The sequence below is a fragment of the Arthrobacter sp. Ha26 genome, assembly GCF_059091705.1.
The window spans coordinates 316,137-331,698 of record NZ_JBNHGX010000004.1 but is presented as its reverse complement, the minus strand read 5'-3'; the positions used below and the strand labels follow the sequence as shown (position 1 = coordinate 331,698).

15 protein-coding genes and 1 pseudogene are annotated in these 15,562 nt (G+C 66.4%); 6 read left to right on the top strand and 10 right to left on the bottom strand.

Translation table 11 applies throughout. The features are described 5' to 3' along the window. Nucleotides 1–6: 6 nt before the first annotated feature. On the bottom strand, nt 7–987 hold the full coding sequence (nusA, locus tag AC5RVY_RS12225; RefSeq protein WP_493954970.1) for a transcription termination factor NusA: 981 nt from the start codon (nt 985–987) through the stop codon (nt 7–9). Then, complete coding sequence (gene rimP, locus AC5RVY_RS12220; protein ID WP_493954969.1) at nt 987–1,595, bottom strand: ribosome maturation factor RimP; 609 nt, start codon at nt 1,593–1,595, stop codon at nt 987–989. Before rimP ends, nusA begins: the two co-directional genes overlap by 1 nt. A 104-nt stretch (nt 1,596–1,699) precedes the next feature. Here rimP and AC5RVY_RS12215 point away from each other — a divergent pair, with 104 nt between their 5' ends. The 3 genes and pseudogenes from AC5RVY_RS12215 (at nt 1,700) to AC5RVY_RS12205 (ending at nt 4,953) form a co-directional block, all read left to right on the top strand. After that, the gene (locus tag AC5RVY_RS12215) at nt 1,700–2,923 is read left to right on the top strand and encodes a DUF4439 domain-containing protein (protein ID WP_493954968.1); all 1,224 of its coding nucleotides are present in this window, start codon (nt 1,700–1,702) and stop codon (nt 2,921–2,923) included. Nucleotides 2,924–3,061: 138 nt separating this feature from the next. Further along, nucleotides 3,062–3,790, top strand: coding sequence for a VIT1/CCC1 transporter family protein (locus AC5RVY_RS12210; protein ID WP_493955058.1), 729 nt, complete (start codon nt 3,062–3,064; stop codon nt 3,788–3,790). Nucleotides 3,791–3,836: 46 nt separating this feature from the next. Beyond that, a pseudogene (locus tag AC5RVY_RS12205) lies at nt 3,837–4,953 on the top strand (aminoglycoside phosphotransferase family protein). A 57-nt stretch (nt 4,954–5,010) separates the two neighbouring features. Here AC5RVY_RS12205 and AC5RVY_RS12200 read toward each other — a convergent pair. From AC5RVY_RS12200 to AC5RVY_RS12190, 3 genes are read right to left on the bottom strand one after another with little or no spacing between them, the layout of a single operon-like run. After that, nucleotides 5,011–6,402: a pyridoxal phosphate-dependent decarboxylase family protein gene (locus AC5RVY_RS12200; RefSeq protein WP_493954967.1), complete on the bottom strand. Its 1,392-nt coding sequence runs from the start codon at nt 6,400–6,402 to the stop codon at nt 5,011–5,013. A gap of 44 nt (nt 6,403–6,446) precedes the next feature. Further along, nucleotides 6,447–7,250: a sulfite exporter TauE/SafE family protein gene (locus AC5RVY_RS12195; RefSeq protein ID WP_493954966.1), complete on the bottom strand. Its 804-nt coding sequence runs from the start codon at nt 7,248–7,250 to the stop codon at nt 6,447–6,449. A gap of 8 nt (nt 7,251–7,258) precedes the next feature. Further along, nucleotides 7,259–9,070: a proline--tRNA ligase gene (locus AC5RVY_RS12190; protein ID WP_493954965.1), complete on the bottom strand. Its 1,812-nt coding sequence runs from the start codon at nt 9,068–9,070 to the stop codon at nt 7,259–7,261. A 432-nt stretch (nt 9,071–9,502) separates the two neighbouring features. Between AC5RVY_RS12190 and AC5RVY_RS12185 the strand changes: the two genes are divergently transcribed. From AC5RVY_RS12185 to AC5RVY_RS12175, 3 genes are read left to right on the top strand one after another with little or no spacing between them, the layout of a single operon-like run. Then, the gene (locus AC5RVY_RS12185) at nt 9,503–10,333 is read left to right on the top strand and encodes an ABC transporter ATP-binding protein (RefSeq protein ID WP_493954964.1); all 831 of its coding nucleotides are present in this window, start codon (nt 9,503–9,505) and stop codon (nt 10,331–10,333) included. Nucleotides 10,334–10,344: 11 nt separating this feature from the next. Beyond that, entirely contained in the window at nt 10,345–11,088 is a 744-nt protein-coding gene (locus AC5RVY_RS12180; RefSeq protein WP_493954963.1) for an ABC transporter permease, read from the top strand. Nucleotides 11,089–11,108: 20 nt separating this feature from the next. Then, entirely contained in the window at nt 11,109–11,717 is a 609-nt protein-coding gene (locus AC5RVY_RS12175) for a TetR/AcrR family transcriptional regulator (protein WP_493954962.1), read from the top strand. Between the two features lie 60 nt (nt 11,718–11,777). Here AC5RVY_RS12175 and AC5RVY_RS12170 read toward each other — a convergent pair whose 3' ends face one another. The 5 genes from AC5RVY_RS12170 to AC5RVY_RS12150 form a co-directional block, all read right to left on the bottom strand. Beyond that, nucleotides 11,778–12,668, bottom strand: coding sequence for a GNAT family N-acetyltransferase (locus AC5RVY_RS12170; RefSeq protein WP_493955057.1), 891 nt, complete (start codon nt 12,666–12,668; stop codon nt 11,778–11,780). After that, nucleotides 12,631–13,797, bottom strand: a complete 1,167-nt coding sequence (gene ispG, locus AC5RVY_RS12165) for a flavodoxin-dependent (E)-4-hydroxy-3-methylbut-2-enyl-diphosphate synthase (RefSeq protein WP_104042819.1) — start codon at nt 13,795–13,797, stop codon at nt 12,631–12,633. The genes AC5RVY_RS12170 and ispG overlap by 38 nt, the downstream gene beginning before the upstream one ends. Nucleotides 13,798–13,827: 30 nt before the next feature. Then, on the bottom strand, nt 13,828–14,121 hold the full coding sequence (locus AC5RVY_RS12160; RefSeq protein ID WP_493954961.1) for a YciI family protein: 294 nt from the start codon (nt 14,119–14,121) through the stop codon (nt 13,828–13,830). Nucleotides 14,122–14,205: 84 nt separating this feature from the next. Next, on the bottom strand, nt 14,206–14,718 hold the full coding sequence (locus AC5RVY_RS12155) for a hypothetical protein (RefSeq protein ID WP_493954960.1): 513 nt from the start codon (nt 14,716–14,718) through the stop codon (nt 14,206–14,208). Beyond that, nucleotides 14,715–15,452 carry a MarR family transcriptional regulator gene (locus tag AC5RVY_RS12150; protein WP_493954959.1) on the bottom strand — a complete coding sequence of 246 codons (738 nt, stop codon included), beginning with the start codon at nt 15,450–15,452 and terminating at the stop codon, nt 14,715–14,717. Before AC5RVY_RS12150 ends, AC5RVY_RS12155 begins: the two co-directional genes overlap by 4 nt. Nucleotides 15,453–15,562 lie beyond the last annotated feature (110 nt).

Sequence of the window (15,562 nt, the reverse complement as noted above, 5' to 3'; positions counted from 1 at the left end):
GGCGGACTAGCTGTCGCGGCCGGCCGCCGCATCGGAAACGATGTCGATGCGCCAGCCGGTCAGTTTGGCTGCCAGGCGGGCGTTCTGGCCTTCCTTGCCGATGGCCAGGGAAAGCTGGTAATCGGGAACCACCACGCGGGCAGAACGGGTGGCTTCATCGGTGATGGTGACCGAATTCACCCGCGAAGGCGACAATGCGCTGGCGATGAAGGTGGCGGGGTTCTCGCTGAAATCGACGATGTCGATCTTTTCGTCGTTCAGTTCGGTCATAACGGCCCGCACGCGGGAGCCCATTTCACCGATACAGGCACCTTTGGCGTTGATGCCGGCGGTATTTGCCTTGACGGCGATCTTGGTGCGGTGCCCGGCTTCGCGGGCCAGCGCAACGATCTCCACCGAGCGGTCCGCGATTTCGGGGACTTCCAGTTCGAAGAGCTTCCGGACGAGCCCCGGGTGGGACCGGGACAGCGTGACAGACGGGCCCTTGGTGCCGCGGTGCACGTCGATCACCAGTGCGCGCAGGCGGTTGCCGTGGATGTACTTCTCCCCCGGCACCTGTTCGGGCGGGGGCAGAAGCGCTTCGACGGTACCCAGGTTGACCTGGACCATGTGCGGGTTGTGGCCCTGTTGGATGGTACCGGCGACGAGTTCGCCTTCGCGGCCCTTGAACTCGCCCAGGACGTTATCGTCCTCAACGTCGCGGAGCCGCTGCAGGATGATCTGGCGTGCGGTGCTGGCGGCGATGCGGCCGAAGCCCTCGGGGGTGTGCTCGAACTCGCCGATGGGGGCACCGTCGTCGTCAATCTCCACGGCCCAGATAGTCACGTGGCCGCTCTTGCGGTCCAGTTCCGCGCGGGCCTTTTCGAAGGCGCCCGGCGACTTGTGGTAGGCCACCAGGAGGGCCTGCTCGATGGTGGGGATCAGGAGGTCCAGCGGGATTTCACGCTCACGCTCCAGAAGTCTCAGTGCGCTCATGTCAATATCCATCAGGCCTCCTCAGAAGGTCCATTGTGTTCAGGTTCCAGACCGGCCTCATTGAGGTGGCTGAATTCGATCTCGACTTTTCCGTTGCGGATCCTGTCGAAAGGAAGCTTGACGGGATCGCCCTGCCTGGGCTTCATCCCCTTTTTGACGGCGATCTCGGGCACGATGGTGACGCCGGATTCGTCCACTGCCTGGATTCGGCCCGTGACGTTCTCGCCCTGGAGGACGTTCACCTTCACCATCCGCCCCTTGGCGCGGTGCCAGTGGCGCGGCTCGGTCAATGGCCGTCCGACGCCGGGCGAGGAGACTTCGAGATCGTAGGGACGGCCGTCGTCGCCGGGATCGTTGTCCAGCACATCAGAAAGCACCTTGGAGATATCCGCAATGACGTCAAGGCCGACTCCGCCGGTTTCCTCCTGCGGCAGGTCCACCACTACGTGGACCACACGGTGGGAACCGGGGATGATGGCCACGTCCTCAAGGTACAGGCGGTTGGCCTGGACCGAGGGTTCAAGGAGCGCCCTGAGCCGTGCAGCTTCCGGATTGTGTGCGGCCTCAGCCCTGCCCGTTCCGGTATGGTCTGATGAAGCCATGGCTTCTGCATTGCTCACGATGCCGGCTGCCTCCCTATAGATGATGTTGTTTACTAGCGTAGCTATTTTACCGGTTCATTGGTGCACGGAGTTTCCCCCTTGGCGTGACACCATGGTCTGTTGTGAAAGACGACAACCAGGAAAACCGCCCGCGGATGCGCTATTTCCGGTATGCCGTTTTTTCGCTCGCGGCCCTGCTCGTCCTCAGCCTGGGTTTCGCTTTGATTCCGCCTGAACCGCCCGCTCCTGCGGAACCGCCCTTCTCCGAACAGGCACGGGCGGCGGCATTGGAGGACGCTTTGGAGTTGAGGTCGGCGGGGATGGAACTTGCCGCTTCCGGAGCAGGCGGCGCGGCGGAGACTTCCGTGGCAGATGCCGCCACCCAGGTTGTGACATTGCTGACCTTCCAGGCCCGGGCGCTGCTCCTGCCCGGGAACGCCGCCTCCACCGGCGCTGGAGCGTCACCCGCAGCATCCACGGCACCCGGCTCCGCGTCAACGGGGGTTCCGGCCGCCGCTCCGCGTTCCTCCGGTGCTCCTGCCACGGGTTCTGCTGCCGGAGGTTCTGCTGCCACAACCACGTTGCCCAAACTGGGAGCGGACCTCGCCGCCAGTGGCCGGCAACGGCTCAAAGACGCAGAGACAGCCGACGGCGGCATGGCACGTTTGCTGGCCGCCGTCGGCACGGCGCAGCTCCTCGCCGCCGAACGGCTGGGAGTGCCGGCCGGCACAGGCAGCGAAGCGGCCCCAGGCCAAGGAACCGCGGGCAAAGAAGCACAGACCCAAGATGCAGCTACCCAGGCATCAGGTTCCCCATCGGGAGCTTCCCGGGAGACGGCGCCCGGACAGGAAGGTTCCGAGGCAGCGGCGCCGCAAGCCACAACGTGCCCGGCCCCGCCGCCTTCTGACGGCGTCAGCCTGGGAGCCGCCCTGGTGGTGGCCGCCGGCGCCGAACTGGAGACGGTGTACGGCTACCAGGCAGCACTCAGCCGCCTGCCTCCTGAAGCTGCCGGACCGGCGTCGGAATACCTTGCCCGGCACCAGGACCTTGCGGCCGAAGGCCGGGAGTATGCGTTAACGCAGTGCGGCACGCCACCACTCCAGCCGCCGGGATACGTCCTGGGCCAAGGGTTCCTCGACTCGCCCGCGGCCGGACTCGCCGGACTGGAAGCTGACACCTTGCCGCCGTACGCCGATGTCGTGGCGCTGGCCGGCGGTGCCACGCGCGCGTGGGCACTCGCGGCCCTCCAGGACGCGGCGCGCCGCGCCCAGCACTGGGGCGCCGGCCCGGATCCGCTCCCGGGCCTTGTCCTTGACGAAGCGCACCTTCCGCAACTGCCGCAGTGACGGGGCGTGGCGTTCCCGCGGACGAAGCAACACGCGTGCCGGCACGGCGAGCGCGGGCGGCTACCCGCTTGGTACGGCGAACCCTGGTTTCCCTCCGCCATGCTGGCAAGCGCGGGCACCGGATGGTTTGCTATGGGGATGGACACAGCGGGCACATCCTCCTTCCATGACAACGAACCGCATCGCAACGACATGGCCCAGCGCCTGAACTGGTTGCGGGCGGGCGTCCTGGGCGCCAATGACGGGATTGTCTCCGTGGCAGCAATCGTGGTGGGCGTCGCAGGAGCAACTGCCGCGTCCGGCCCGATCCTTGCTGCCGGTGCCGCCGGCCTGGTGGGCGGCGCCGTGTCCATGGCGCTTGGCGAATACGTCTCGGTCAGCAGCCAGAGCGACAGCCAAAAGGCGCTGATCGACAAGGAACGGCGGGAGTTGGCTGAAGAACCTGAGCTTGAACTGGCAGAGCTCACGGCGATTTACCAGGCCAAGGGCCTGAGCGAGGAAACTGCCGGGAAGGTGGCGGCAGAGCTGACCGCGCACGACGCACTGGCCGCACACCTCTCCGCCGAACTCAATATTGACGAGGACGACATCGTCAGCCCCTGGCACGCCGCATTTGCTTCGGCCGTGTCTTTCGTGATTGGCGCCGTGCTGCCCATGTTGGCCATCCTGCTCCCACCGCCGGAGGTCCGGGTGCCTGTCACTTTTATCGCCGTGCTCCTGGCATTGGCACTGACCGGCGCACTGGGTGCCTGGATCGGCGGGGGGTCCAGGTTCCGGGCCGCCCTCCGGGTAGTGGTGGGCGGTGCACTTGCCCTCGCCGCCACCTTCAGCATCGGCAACCTGCTGGGGGCCACGGGCGTGGTCTGAAGCGGAGCTGGCGTACCGGCCGCACCGGCGGACTTAGGCTGGGACTGTGAGCCAGCCAGCGGCAGTACCCATCCCACCGGACCTCACTGCGCGCTACACCCGAAGCAGTGCCGGGCGGGCCTGGCTGGCGTCCCTGCCGGACCTCATCAAGGGCCGCTTGGAGAACTGGCAGCTGACCCCGGACCTCCTCCCCGGCGCCTTGCCCTGGAACGGGCACGGCGGAATCGTCATCCCGGTGCGGCAGGTCAGCGGCGGCCGGGCTGCCCTGAAAATCGCCTTTCCGCACGATGAAGCCAGGGTTGAGAGGCACGCCTTGGCCCTCTGGCAGGGCCGGGGCGCGGTAGGGCTGCTCGACTCAGACGCGGGCACCTGCGCCATGCTCCTGGAACGGCTCGACGGCGAACGCTCGCTGGCCACCGTGCCCATGGATGAGGCCGTGGAGGTCTGGTCCATGCCTGGTGCGGCAGCTGAGCATCATTCCGGACACCCGGCCGCAGTGGTTGGAATTCGAGCACATCGCCGCGCGGGCGGAGCAATGGAGCGACGACCTGCCTGCGGACTGGGAACAGCTGGGACGCCCCTTCCCCCGGTGGCTCCTGGAGGCGGCGCTGGAGGTTTGCCAGACCCGGGGCGCGGTGGGCAGGCGTTCGGGCCGCGACGTCCTGGTCCACACGGACCTGCATTACCTCAACGTCCTGGCGCGCCCGGCGGGACCAGCAGTTGGCGGACAGCCAGCGGAGGGCCAGGCAGCGTCCGGGCAGCCAGCGGCGGGACGGGCAGTTGAGCATCCACGGACGACGGCAGGATACGCAGCGATCGATCCCCAGCCGATGATCGGTGAGCCGGAGTTCGCCGTGGCGCCGCTGTTGTGGAACCGGCTCTCCGAATTGCCATTGGACGATCCTGCGGCCGGCCTGCTCCGGCGCTGCACCGGGTTCAGTTCCGCTGCCGGCCTGGACCCGGAGGTGGCGCGGCAATGGGGCGTTGCCCGGGAAGTGGAGAACGCCTTGGAGTATGCGGGCAAAGCGGGGCATCAAGGGGATCTCGCAAGGTCCCTGTGGGTGGCCAGCACACTCGCTGGCCGGACCCTTGAAGGGCTGCCCCCGGCGCACCGGCTGCCCGAGCCGGGAGAGGCAGTAGGCCACGCCGGCGCAGCACTCTAGGTCCGATCACTCACCAGGTATGACCAAGTGCTGGCGCCGGCCGTGCACCGGCGCTGCTCACGTACCGCGGACGGCTGCAAGTGCGGAGCCGACGGCGGCGACTGCAGTCCCTACCTCTTCCCCCCGGGTCTGCCAGTTACTCACGGAAACACGCAGGACGTCCCGGTCCCGCCAGCGGGAGCCGGACATCCACACCCTGCCATCCTCGATAATCCGTGCCGTCACGGCTCGTGTGGTGGCGTCGTCCCCGAAGGCCACGCTCACCTGGGTGTACTCCACGTCGTTGAGCACCTCTACACCGTCCATGCCCGCCAACCCGGCAGCGATCTCCGACGCGGCAGCCGCCAGCCCCAGCACCTGGGCTGCCACGCCGTCGCGGCCCAGGCTCTTCAGTGCCGCCCACACCGGGACGCCCCGGGCACGGCGGGACAGTTCGGGAACTTTCTCGAAGGGATCCCCCGGCCCTTCGGCGTCGTGGACCAGGTAGCTGGTGTGCAAGCCCATCGCCGATCGGAGGGCGGCGGCGTCCCGCACCACCGCGATGCCGCAGTCGTATGGCACGTTCAAGGTCTTGTGCGCGTCTGTCCCCCATGAATCGGCGTCTTCGTAGCCGCGGATCAGGTGGCGCAGTTCCGGCACCGCCGCGGCCCAGAGGCCGAAAGCGCCGTCGACATGGACCCAGGCGCCATGTTTCCTGGCAATCCGGATGGCTTCGGGGAAGGGATCAAAAGCGCCTGAATGGAGGTTCCCTGCCTGCAGGCACACGAGGGCCGGCCCGGCATTCCCCGTAAGTGCTGCTTCCAGTGCAGCGGGAATCAGGCGCCCCTGGTCATCCGCTTCCACCACCACGGGCCTGCCCAGCCCGAGGTAACGGAGGCCTAGGTCCACGGTTTCGTGCCGCTCCCTGCCAACAAAACATCGGATGCGGGGAGCGCCGCTCAGCCCGTCGCGGTCCAGGTCCCAGCCGCCGTCCGCCAGGAGCCGCCACCGCCCGGCAGCCATCCCCGTGAAGTTAGCCATCGTGGCTCCGGTGACAAAGCCGACGTCGGATCCGGCCGGGAGCCCCAACAGTTCCAGCAGCCAGGCTCCGGCGCTTTCTTCAATGGCTGCCATGGCGGGAGTGGCGTAGCGGAGGCCGGCATTCTGGTCCCAGGCGCTGACCAGCCAGTCCGAGGCAAGGGCAGCCGGTAAGGTTCCGCCGATAACCCAGCCGAAGAAGCGGCCGGACGGCATGGCCATGAGCCCCGGCGCGGCTGTCCTTGCCAGAAGGTCCACAACGTCTGCAGCAGGCATGCCGGAAGTCGGCAAAGGCCCGCCGAACGCCCCGGTCAGGTCGTGGGCAGGGAGGCGGGGTCCCACGGGCCGGTCAGAAAGGCTCTGAAGCCAGGCTGTGGCGTGGCCGGCCGCCGCAGATAAAGCCTTGCCGCACTCATCGTTACCCTGTGGCATATCTGCATGCTACGCCGGGCGGTTCACGGCCACGAGAGCCTGCCCTACCCCTGCTGGGTGAAGTTTTCCTGCCAAACGTCGTAGCCGAGCTTGATGATGAGGGCTGCCACCACCACAAGGAAGACTACCCGGACAAATTTGCTGCCCTGTGCCACAGCGGTCCGGGCTCCCAGATACCCGCCGGCCATGTTGGCAAGGCCCAGCAACAGGCCCAGCGCCCACAGGATGGACCCGTGCGGCAGGAAGAACAGAAGGGCCCCCGCGTTGGTCGCCATGTTGACGATCTTCGCCTTGGCACTGGCTTCCAGGAAGGCGTAGCCCATAGCCGAGACCAGGGCGATGACCAGGAATGACCCGGTGCCCGGGCCGATCAGGCCGTCGTAGAAACCGATCACGGCACCGATCAGGCAAGCAACCACGTAGTGTTTGTGGCCGTCATGCCGGAGTGCGGTGATGTGCCCGGCGTCCGGTTTCAAGGCCGTAAAGAGCGCCACCGCAACGAGTGCGGCCACGATGATCGGTTTGAAGACATTGGACGGCAAGGTGGCGGCGAGTATGGCGCCGCCGAAACTCCCGGCCAGGGCAATGACGGCCATCGGCACCGCGGTCCGGAGGTCCGGTCCCACACGCCGGTAATAGGTGACGGCGCTGGTGGCGGTGCCGAAAATGGAGCCCATCTTGTTGGTCGCCAGTGCCTGGACGGGCGTCACGCCCGGCACCAGCAGCAGGGCGGGGAGCTGGATCAGCCCGCCCCCGCCCACCACGGCATCCACCCAGCCGGCAGCGAAACCGGCCACCACAATCAGGACCAGTGTTGTCAGCCCGAGGGATTCAAGCCCGGGAAGCACTCCCGGGGTCAGGACGCGCGGACGGCGTTGACCACATAGTCAACGGCCTTGTCCACGGCGACGTTCTCGGCGTCACCGCTGTGCCGGTCCTTGATCTCCACGACGCCGTCCACCAAGCCCCGGCCGACGGCGAGGATGGTGGGGACGCCCAGGAGTTCGGCGTCGCCGAATTTTACGCCGGGCGAGACCTTGGGCCGGTCGTCAAGCAGGACTTCCAGGCCTGCAGCCCCGAGGTCCGCTGCCAGCTTCTCGGCGGTGGCGAAGATGTCCTCGCCCTTGCCCACTGCCACCACATGGACGTCCGCCGGCGCTACGGCCCGGGGCCAGACCAGGCCCCTGGCGTCGTGGTTCGATTCCGCCAGCGCTGCCACCGCACGGGTGACGCCTACGCCGTAGGACCCCATGGTGACGGTGACCTGCTTGCCGTTCTGGTCCAGGACCTTCAGCTCCAGGGCTTCGGCATACTTGCGGCCGAGCTGGAAGATGTGGCCCATCTCGATGCCGCGGGCAGTCTCCAGGGGGCCGGAGCCGTCCGGGGCGGGATCACCTTCGCGGACCTCGGTGCATTCGATGACACCGTCCCAGGTGAAGTCCCGGCCTGCCACCAGCCCGAAAACGTGCTTGCCGGCTTCATTGGCCCCGGTAATCCAGGTGGTGCCGCTGACGATGCGCGGGTCGACGAGGTAAAGGATTTTGGTGGCGCTTTCGGCACCCAGCAGCGGCTGGTCCAGCGTCAGGCCGGGTCCAAGGTAGCCCTTGACGATCAGCGGCTGCTTCTTGAGGTCCTCGTCGTTCGCAGCTTCCAGTCCGATCTCGCCGGCGATGGGCAGGAAGGATCCGATGTTCGCCTCGACGCGCTTCAGGTCCACTGCCCGGTCGCCGGGCACGCCGATGGCCACAAGCTGGCGTTCCCCGGTGGGCAGGGTGACGGCGAGCACCACGTTCTTGAGTGTGTCCGCCCCGGTCCAGGCGCCGCCGTCGGCCTCGGTGCGCGGTGCAAGCTGGTTGCTTGCCGCCACCAGTGTTTCGATGGTGGGGGTATCCGGGGTATCGAGCACTTCGGCGGCGGGGGCGCCGGTGAAGTCGATGGCCGCGGGTGCCACCGTGGTGACGGCCTCGACGTTGGCTGCGTACCCGCCGGCGGAGCGGACGAAAGTGTCTTCGCCGATGTCGGTGGGGTGCAGGAACTCTTCGCTCTTTGACCCGCCCATGGCACCCGCCGTCGCGGTGACCGGGACGACTTCCAGGCCAAGCCGCTCGAAGATGCGCAGGTAGGCACCGCGGTGGGCAGCGTAGCTGGCGTCCAGGCCGGCGTCGTCCACGTCAAAGGAGTAGGAGTCCTTCATGATGAACTCGCGCCCGCGCAGCAGGCCGGCCCGGGGGCGGGCCTCATCACGGTACTTGTTCTGGATCTGGTACAGGCTGAGCGGGAGGTCCTTGTAGGAGGAGTAAAGGTCCTTGACCAGCAGCGTGAACATTTCCTCGTGCGTTGGGGCCAGCAGGTAGTCCGCGCCCTTGCGGTCCTGGAGACGGAAGAGGCCTTCGCCGTACTCGGTCCAGCGGTTGGTGGCCTCATAGGGTTCCCGCGGCAGGAGCGCCGGGAAGTGTACTTCCTGGGCGCCGATGTTCGCCATTTCCTCGCGGATAATGGCCTCGACCTTGCGCAGGACGCTGAGCCCCAGCGGAAGCCAGGTGTAGATCCCGGGGGCCGCCCGGCGGATGTAGCCCGCGCGGACCAGAAGCCGGTGGCTGGCCACCTCGGCGTCAACGGGATCTTCACGCAGCGTGCGCAGGAAAAGCTGGGACAGTCTTGTAACCACGGGTGGATATCCGTTTCTGGGGAGGTGCTGGATCAGCAGGGCCGGACAAATTCGTCTGGGTACTAATCTACCGGCACGGGACACCTGGCCCCGACTCCCCCGGGAGATCCTGTGCCCTGGCCGAAGCACGGCCACGGCGGAGACAGTAGAGCCACGCCCGGGAATACAAAGCCCCTGGCCCCCCTCGAGGCTGGTCATTGCATCCGGGCGTGGCTCAACGCCGTTATTCGCCTAAGTACTGGTGAGGACTGGTGAGACCGCCCACGCCACTCCAGCGCAGCTAGTTCGAACCTAAGTGATGGCCCCCACATTTATCAAGTGCTTTTCCATTCAAAGCTGTTGATTACTTGCAGGTCCGCGCTTAGGTTTAATTCATCAGGTGATGAATTAAGGCCTACCGGCCCGGCACCTGCGGTTCAGCGGAGGCGGGACATGTCACGTTCGGCAGCGGAAATTACCCGAAGAACGCCCGACGGCGGGGCGGTGGCGGCCAGCGGCCTGACGGTGGTGCGGGGAAGGGTTCCCGTCCTGCGGGAGCTGGACTTCGCGATTCCGACCGGACAAATTACCGGACTGCTGGGGCCATCAGGAAGCGGAAAGACCACACTGATGCGGGCCATCGTGGGCGTGCAGCGCATCACTTCAGGCTCCGTGCGGGTCCTGGGGCTGCCAGCAGGAAGCAAAATGCTACGGCGCCAGGTGGGGTATGTAACACAATCACCCAGTGTCTACCCGGACCTGACCGTGCAAGGCAACGTGCGCTACTTCGGGGCCATGCACCGCAAAAGCGCAGCCGAGGCAGCAGAGGCGATTGCCGCCGTCGGGCTTGAACCGCAGGCGCGGCAGAAGACGGGGGACCTGTCCGGGGGCCAGCTCAGCCGGGTGTCCCTCGCCTGCGCGCTGGTGTCCCGCCCGCGGCTGCTGGTGCTGGATGAACCGACGGTGGGTCTGGACCCTGTGCTGCGGGCGGACCTGTGGAGCCGTTTCCGCGACATGGCCGCGCAAGGAACAACGCTGCTGGTGTCGAGCCATGTCATGGAGGAAGCCAGCCACTGCGAGACTCTGCTCCTGCTTCGGGAAGGCCTGCTGCTGGCCCAGCTGACGCCGGCAGAGCTGAGCAGGCGCGGCCACAGCGCGGACCTGGAAAAAGCCTTCCTGCACATCATCCAGGAGGCAGGCGGCCAACGCGGCCCCACTGTGCAGGATCAAGACCAGAACAGGGCGGCAAGGAACCGGGCCGCACAGGACAGGAGCGTGCGGTGATGGATGTCCTGATGATGCTCGCAACCACGCGACGGGTGCTGGAGCAGCTCCGCCACGACCACCGCAGCATCGCCATGATCCTGGTGGTTCCAGCGCTGCTGCTCACGGCGGTCTACTTCCTGTTCGAGAACGAGACGCTGCCGCCCGGGTCGCCGCGCACCTTCGACCGCGTGGGGCTGATGATGCTGGCCATTTTCCCGTTTGTGGTGATGTTCCTGGTCACCTCCATCACCATGCTGCGTGAGCGCACCTCGGGAACGCTGGAACGGTTGCTCACCACCCCTGTCCACAAGGCGGACCTGCTGTTTGGTTACGGCCTGGCATTTTCCATTATGGCCGCGCTGCAGTCCCTGGTTGCTACCGCTGTGGCGTACTGGATCTTCGACCTCGATATTGCGGGCGCGCCCGGCTTCGTAGTCCTGATCGCCGTGATCAATGCAGTCCTGGGGGTTGCCCTTGGCCTGCTGTGTTCGGCGTTTGCCCGGACCGAATTCCAGGCAGTCCAGTTCATGCCGGTGGTGGTGGTGCCGCAAATCCTCCTGTGCGGACTGTTCGTGGCCCGCGACCACATGAATGATGTCCTCGAGGCCATCTCGAATGTCCTTCCGTTGACGTTCTCAGTGGACGCCCTGCAGGAGATTGCCGCCAACGCGGAAGCTACCGGGCAGATGTGGCAGGATGCGGCCATAATGGGAGCCATTGTGCTGGGCGTCCTGGTGCTGGCCTCGCTGACGCTGCGCCGGCGGACTGCGTGAGCCTGCCGGAAGGCAACCCCATGCCGGTACGGCGGGGACGGCGCGGCGGGACAACCGCATCCAGGGAGCGGATCCTGGATGGCGCTCGCCGGCTGTTCGCCGAACACGGTTTTGAGGGCACCAGCCTGCGCCAGGTGGCTCGGGCGGCGGGAGTGGACCCTGCCATGGTCCACCACTTCTTCAACGGCAAGGATGAACTCTTCGCCCTGAGCGTGGAGCTTCCGGCTGACCCGGAGGAGGTGCTGGCGGGTGTCTCGTCCGCCCGCCCCGAGCAGCGGGCCGAGTTGATCGTCCGCGCCGTCCTGCGACTCTGGGAAAGCCCCGCCCAGCCAAGCCTGGTGGCCTTCCTGCGCGGCACGCTTGGCTCCAAGGCCCGGACCGCGCTCCTCCGGGAACTGGTGACCAGGACTGTGGTCAGCCGGATCACGGCGGGAGTGCCGGGGACGCCCCAGGAAGTTGCCCTGCGCGGAGACCTGGTGGCAACGCAGATGGTGGGACTGATGATGGTCCGCTACGTGGTCCGCCTGGAACCCCTTGCATCGGCGGCGCCGGAGGAAATCGTCCGGCTCGTTGCCCCGAACGTACAGCGGTACCTCACCGGGGACTTATCTGAGCAGGGCGGCCGCTGAGTCCAGCAGGCCACTGGCCCGCGAGACACGCCATGGGAACCGGAGTGGGTGTGACTGTGGCTAGAAAAGAACTGTAGCGAACGTCCCCACCTGCCGGAAGCCCACCCGCTCGTACGTGGCGCGGGCGCGCAGGTTGAAGCCGTTGACGTAGAGGCTTGTGATGGGCGCGACTTTCCGGGCCTGCTCCACCACGGCTGCCATATATCCGGCGCTCAGGCCCTGGCCCCGATAGAGCGGGTTCATCCAGACGCCCTGGATTTGGGTGACCTCGGATGTCACAGCACCGAGTTCGGCCTTGAACACCACCTCCCGGGCGTTGTTCAGGTGGACCAGGGAATGGCCCTGCCGGATCAGTCCTTCCACCCGGCGGCTGTAGAACTCCCTGCCGCCCAGGAACGGCGAATACCCCACTTCTTCCTCGAACATGGCGGCGCAGGCGGGAAGGATGCGGTCAAAGTCGGCAAGGTTTCCGGGCGCAAGTCCAGGATGGGGTTTGATGGGCGGCGGGCCCTCGATGGTCATCAGGGGCTGGTCCGCACGGACCTCGTGGGCGCGGTGGCCACGTTCCGTGAGCTCCGAGTGCAGGGCCAGGACTGATTGGGCCGGGCCGAAGGCTGAGGCGTACCGGCGGCCGGATTTGTTGGCCACCTCCGCGACCGCCCCGGCGAGCTCGGGGTCCAGCTGTACCGGCACCAGGTTGGCCCCTGCCCAGCACGCGCCCACCAGGATGCCGTCGTCGAAAACGCCGATGACGCCAGCGCCGCCACTGGTGGGTGCGGCGGTGCCGGCGGCATGCAAGTGGGCGAGGATGAAGACGTTGGTGACCGGGTCCTGCTGCGCCAGCAGCCTGAGCGCGGCAGTATCCGTCCCGTCCAGGGTGCGGACGGAAATGCCCGGGGGGTCGGTGACGTCCTTACGAGACGCTAACCACGGGGCTACCTTTGACAGCATCTTCGCCATCGGCCTCCCCCATCTCTTCCGCGATACGCATGGCCTCTTCGATCAGTGTCTCAACAATTTGGCTCTCAGGCACAGTCTTGATGACTTCACCCTTCACAAAGATCTGGCCCTTGCCGTTGCCGGAAGCAACACCAAGATCCGCCTCGCGGGCTTCGCCCGGACCGTTCACCACGCAACCCATCACGGCCACGCGCAGCGGGATCTCCATGCCTTCCAGGCCGGCGGTGACCTGTTCCGCCAGGGTGTACACGTCCACCTGGGCACGGCCGCAGGACGGGCAGGAGACAATTTCGAGCTTGCGCGGGCGCAGGTTCAGGGACTGCAGGATCTGGTTGCCCACCTTGATTTCCTCCACTGGCGGGGCCGAGAGGGAAACCCGGATGGTGTCGCCGATGCCCCGGGACAGGAGCGCACCGAAGGCCGTGGCGGACTTGATGGTTCCCTGGAACGCCGGACCGGCCTCGGTCACGCCGAGGTGCAGCGGCCAATCGCCTTTTTCCGCCAGCATCTCGTAGGCGGCCACCATGATCACGGGGTCGTTGTGCTTCACGGAGATCTTGAAGTCGTGGAAGCCGTGCTCCTCAAACAGGGACGCTTCCCAGACGGCGGATTCGACCAGCGCCTCAGGAGTTGCCTTGCCGTACTTCTTGAGGATTCCCGGTTCCAGCGAGCCGGCGTTCACGCCGATGCGGATGGATGTGCCGTGATCACGGGCAGCCGCGGCGATTTCTTTGACCTGGTCATCGAACTTGCGGATGTTTCCCGGGTTCACGCGGACGGCGGCGCAGCCTGCTTCGATGGCGGCGAAGACATACTTCGGCTGGAAGTGGATGTCGGCGATGACCGGGATCTGGGACTTCTTGGCAATGATCGGCAGTGCTTCGGCGTCATCCGCCGAGGGGCACGCGACGCGCACAATGTCGCAGCCGGACGCGGTGAGCTCCGCGATCTGCTGCAGCGTGGCATTGATGTCGGTGGTGGGTGTGGTGGTCATCGACTGCACGCTGATGGGGAAATCAGAACCGACTCCCACTGAACCGACTTTGATCTGTCGGGTCTTGCGGCGGGGGGCAAGGACGGGTGGCGGTGCTGAAGGCATTCCCAAACTGACCGAGGTCACGCGGACTCCTAAAATTGAAAAGGTGGACGGCTACGCGGCGAGGCCGGCCAGCATGCCGGTGATGGGAGACCACTCCGTAATGCGGGTTCCGGCAATAACCCCGGCCGCCGCGAAGGGGTCCTGCTTGAGGATCGAGTTCAGGGCGGCCTCGTCGGCAGCCTTGAAGATCAGCAGCGCTCCCGCTCCGTCACCGTAGGGCCCGCTCGCCAAGATGGCCCCATCCTGGGCCAGGCCGGCGGTCCATTCGCGGTGCGCCGGACGGGCCTCACTGCGTGCTTCGGTGGAATCGGCGGCGTAAACGTACTCAACGGCAAAAACTGTCATACGGCTACCCTATCGCCCTGCCCGCGGTTGCACGCATCCGGGCGGCCTCCCGGGATTCTTCCCACACCCGCGTCAAAGCTTGTCCTAGGACAGGAACAGGACCTTGACGGCCGCTGCAGTTCCGGCCGCCCAGAGCATGGAGGTCAGTGTTCCAATGATGAACCGTTCCGCAGCCACCGGCGTTTCCTTCAACTCAGCAAACCTGCCCAGGCCCTTGATGGCCACGATATAGGCGATGGCCACCGGCTGCCCGGTGAGGATAGCCAGGCAAACCCCGAGCCTTTCCAAGACTCCGATGATTGCCCCGCCCCGCAGGATGCGCTGGGTGGGAGCCGGGGGCTCCCCGGTAGAACCGGACGACGGCGGCACATCGGTGGGGGCCGTCAGCTCACCATCCACGCTTTGGATGTCGGCGTGTGCGGCATCCACGGTGACGTCAGCGGCGGGGTCCTCTGCCGCCCGCCTGGCCTCGCCGGCAGCCTTGGCGGCATCTGCTTTTTCGTCAATAGTCCGGGCGAGCCGGAACACCAGGGCCGTCACGGGCCAGCCCACGAAGCCGGCCACGAGCAGTGCCACCGTGATCCAGAGTGCGCTCACGTCTCTCCTTCATTCCGGGGCTGTACTGTTCCGGCTTGGGTTGTTCCGGCCGGGGCTGTTCCAGGCTGTGCGTGGGGGTCGGAAATGCGGGTGCGCGCATACTCGAGGAGCATGGCTGCTGCCGGCCTGGCTGCCCATTCTTCCTGCCAGCCGGACCGGAGGACCGCACGGCTCACCGATTGCTCCGTGATTCCGAGTTCCTGCGCGACGTGTTTCTGGCTGCCGTGTTTGCCTTCACCCGCCCGCAATGCGCGCAGCCTGTCCACTACCCGCCACTGCGCCTGCGTACGCTGCTGGACAAGGCGTCCGATCAGTCGAAGCACTGCCTGGGCGTTTGCACAGGCCATGGCACCCTCCTTGGCTTGGGCCGGGATCTCCTTGCCGCGGCCCATACTGCCCGCCACCACCGACAACGGCACCTGGCCCGCAGCGGTCTTCGCCAGCTCCACCGCTTTGCGCGCAGCAACGAAGCCGCTGCCGGACCCTTCCCGGGGGCTGCCGCCAGCAGCCAGCTGCACAGCACCGATACCGATCCCGACGTACCAGTAGCCGCTGCGAAGGGCATACAGGGCCACATCCACTACTTCGTCGGGCCGTTCCACCACGCCCTGTAGTTCGTCACCAACTGATCGTTCAAAGCGTGCGGGCGTGAGGCTCTGCAGTACGGAAATCAGCTCCGGGACGCGGTCGACGTCGGAGGTGCTGCCCCGCTGGTCAATGGTCAGAACGTACATATCGCAACCGTACCCAGCTGATCGGCAAGAATCAATCATAAATAGCTGATTATTAGATATCAGCGGGAAATGGCTGATCGGGGAATTCAGCTAAGCAGGTCTACACCGTG

What these genes read in the sequence shown, in the direction of transcription:
- nusA (WP_493954970.1), bottom strand. Translation starts at nt 987, where the DNA reads ATGGATATTGACATGAGCGCACTGAGACTTCTGGAGCGTGAGCGTGAA.
- AC5RVY_RS12210 (WP_493955058.1), top strand. Translation starts at nt 3,062, where the DNA reads ATGGACACAGCGGGCACATCCTCCTTCCATGACAACGAACCGCATCGC.
- AC5RVY_RS12200 (WP_493954967.1), bottom strand. Translation starts at nt 6,402, where the DNA reads ATGCCACAGGGTAACGATGAGTGCGGCAAGGCTTTATCTGCGGCGGCC.
- AC5RVY_RS12185 (WP_493954964.1), top strand. Translation starts at nt 9,503, where the DNA reads ATGTCACGTTCGGCAGCGGAAATTACCCGAAGAACGCCCGACGGCGGG.
- AC5RVY_RS12180 (WP_493954963.1), top strand. Translation starts at nt 10,345, where the DNA reads ATGATGCTCGCAACCACGCGACGGGTGCTGGAGCAGCTCCGCCACGAC.
- AC5RVY_RS12175 (WP_493954962.1), top strand. Translation starts at nt 11,109, where the DNA reads ATGCCGGTACGGCGGGGACGGCGCGGCGGGACAACCGCATCCAGGGAG.
- AC5RVY_RS12170 (WP_493955057.1), bottom strand. Translation starts at nt 12,668, where the DNA reads ATGCTGTCAAAGGTAGCCCCGTGGTTAGCGTCTCGTAAGGACGTCACC.
- AC5RVY_RS12160 (WP_493954961.1), bottom strand. Translation starts at nt 14,121, where the DNA reads ATGACAGTTTTTGCCGTTGAGTACGTTTACGCCGCCGATTCCACCGAA.
- AC5RVY_RS12150 (WP_493954959.1), bottom strand. Translation starts at nt 15,452, where the DNA reads ATGTACGTTCTGACCATTGACCAGCGGGGCAGCACCTCCGACGTCGAC.